Source organism: Streptomyces sp. NPDC054956 (assembly GCF_053609185.1).
On the sequence record NZ_JBSGXB010000568.1, the window covers coordinates 1 to 2270 of the forward strand.

Annotated in this window: 3 protein-coding genes; 2 read left to right on the forward strand and 1 reads right to left on the reverse strand. The window is 71.6% G+C overall.

From position 1 onward, the window contains the following. Window positions 1-54: 54 nt before the first annotated feature. On the reverse strand, window positions 55-447 hold the full coding sequence (locus ACWGDE_RS38300; protein WP_453393704.1) for an SHOCT domain-containing protein: 393 nt from the start codon (window positions 445-447) through the stop codon (window positions 55-57). 102 nt (window positions 448-549) lie between these two features. On the opposite strand from ACWGDE_RS38300, the gene ACWGDE_RS38305 reads away from it, so the two are divergent. After that, entirely contained in the window at window positions 550-1668 is a 1119-nt protein-coding gene (locus ACWGDE_RS38305) for a sulfite oxidase (RefSeq protein ID WP_453393705.1), read from the forward strand. Window positions 1669-1739: 71 nt separating this feature from the next. Continuing rightward, window positions 1740-2186: a DoxX family protein gene (locus ACWGDE_RS38310; RefSeq protein ID WP_453393706.1), complete on the forward strand. Its 447-nt coding sequence runs from the start codon at window positions 1740-1742 to the stop codon at window positions 2184-2186. The last annotated feature ends 84 nt before the right edge of the window (window positions 2187-2270 follow it).

Consider the following 2270-nt stretch of genomic DNA (forward strand, 5'->3'; position numbering starts at 1 on the left):
TGGACGGCACGCGTCCGGTCCCCGCACGGGTCCGACAGGTCCTGCTGGGGGCGCTCAGGCCAGGAGCTTCTCCTTGGCCTTGGCGAACTCCTCCGGAGTGATGTCGCCCTTGTCCTTGAGGGACGACAGCTTCGCGAGTTCCTCGGCCGGGCTGTGGCCGGTGCCGCCCGCCGCCTGCCGGACGTAGTCCTGGAAGGCCTTCTCCTGCGCCTCCGCCTGCTTCAGGTCCCGCTTGCCCATGCCGTGGCCGCGGACGATCAGGTAGACGAGGACGCCGATGTACGGGAGCAGGAGCACCAGGACCAGCCAGCCGGCCTTGCCCCAGCCGTGCAGGTCGTGGTCCCTGAAGATGTCCGTGATCACCTTGAACAGCAGGAAGAACCACATGACCCACAGGAACAGCCAGAGCATGGTCCAGAACAGGTTGAGCAGCGGATAGTCGTCCACGCGTCACTCCGATCGCATAAGGGACAGATCAAGTCATACCGTCCGTCCGGGTGATCCGCATGCGGAGTCGCCGGTCCACCGGCGGCGCGGGAGCATGGACGCATGGAGGAGCGCTTCCTCGACGAAATCGACGGGCTCGGCGGAATCGGCGCGCCCGGACGGGTCGCCGGCGCCGGCGAGGGCATCGGCCAGGACGAGCTGGCGCTCGCCGCGCGCAACCACGGGCTGCCCCTGGAGGCCATGCGCTACGAGGTCACTCCCCCCGGCCTGCACTACGTGCTGGTCCACTACGACATCCCCGAGGGCGAGGCCGACAGCTGGCGGCTCACCGTCCGCGGGCACCTCGCACACCCCCTGGAGCTGGGGCTACGGGACCTGCGGGCGCTCCCCGCCGTCACCCGCCGGGTCACCATGGAGTGCGCGGGCAACGGGCGGGCCCGGCTGTCCCCCCGGCCGGTCAGCCAGCCGTGGCTGCTGGAGGCGGTGGGCACCGCCGACTGGACGGGCGTACCGCTGCGCACGGTGCTCGCCGGGGCGGGGGTCGCGCCGGACGCCGTCGAGGCGGTGTTCACGGGCGCCGACCACGGGGTGGAGCGGGGCGTCGAGCAGGACTACCGGCGCAGCCTGCCGCTGCCGGCCGACGCGGACGTCCTGCTCGCGTACGGGATGAACGGCGGCCCGCTGCCCCCGCAGCACGGGCATCCGCTGCGGCTGGTCGTGCCCGGCTGGTACGGGATGGCCCACGTGAAGTGGCTGCGGGACATCGAGCTCGTCGACTCGGCCTTCGGCGGGTTCCAGCAGGCCGTCGCCTACCGATTCAAGCAGAGCCGGGAGGAGTCCGGCGAGCCCGTCACCCGCATCGCCCCGCGCGCCCTGCTGATCCCGCCCGGATTCCCCGACTTCATGTCGCGCACCCGCGTCGTGCGTCCGGGCCCGGTGCGGCTGGCCGGGCGCGCGTGGTCGGGGTACGGGGCGGTCGTGCGCGTGGAGTTCAGCGCCGACGGGGGCCTGGGCTGGGCCGACGCCGAGGTGCGGCCGCCGGGTGAGCACCCGTACGCCTGGCAGGGCTTCCACGCCGACTGGACGGCGACCCCGGGCGTGCACGCCCTCCTGGTGCGCGCCACCGACGCCTCGGGCCGTACCCAGCCGCTCGAACAGCCGTGGAACCGGGGCGGCTTCGGCAACAACCTCGTCCAGTCCGTCTCCGTCGTCTGCGGCTGAGCCCTTGCCACGCGGGTCCCCTTGCCTCGAAACTGACACATCGTCAGATTGATCGAGGGAAGGAACCGAGGATGCAGACCATCTGGCTCGGCGGACCCGAATGGGTCGCCGTTCTGCGGATCGGGCTCGGGCTGTGGTGGCTGGAGAGCTGGCGGCACAAGGACAAGAAGGACTGGTTCGGCGGAGGCGGCATCCGCTGGGCCGCCGGGGTCGCCGAGAAGCACCGCTGGGGCTTCGTCACGCGCGGCTTCGACGTGGTCGTGAAGCCCTACCCGCGCTTCATGGCCTACCTCGTCGCCTACGCGGAGCTGGCGCTCGGACTCGGGCTCATCGCGGGGTTCCTGACCCCGATAGCCCTGATCGCCGGGCTGGTCCTCAACCTCGTCTACCTGGTGCTGATGATCCACGACTGGGGCGAGCAGGGGCAGAACCTGATGATGGCCCTGATCTCCGGGGTCGCCTTCTTCGCGATGGGCTGGCAGGTCTGGTCCCTGGACAACGCCCTGGGACTGTTCTGACCCTCCCCCGCAGCGGGCGGTGCCCCCGCGCGGGCGGCACCGCCGGCCGTCACCCAGGGGGTGTCTTGCCGATCAGGCCGGCCC

Coding starts and splice junctions, on each gene's coding strand:
- ACWGDE_RS38305 (WP_453393705.1), top strand. CDS start 550: ATGGAGGAGCGCTTCCTCGACGAAATCGACGGGCTCGGCGGAATCGGC.
- ACWGDE_RS38310 (WP_453393706.1), top strand. CDS start 1,740: ATGCAGACCATCTGGCTCGGCGGACCCGAATGGGTCGCCGTTCTGCGG.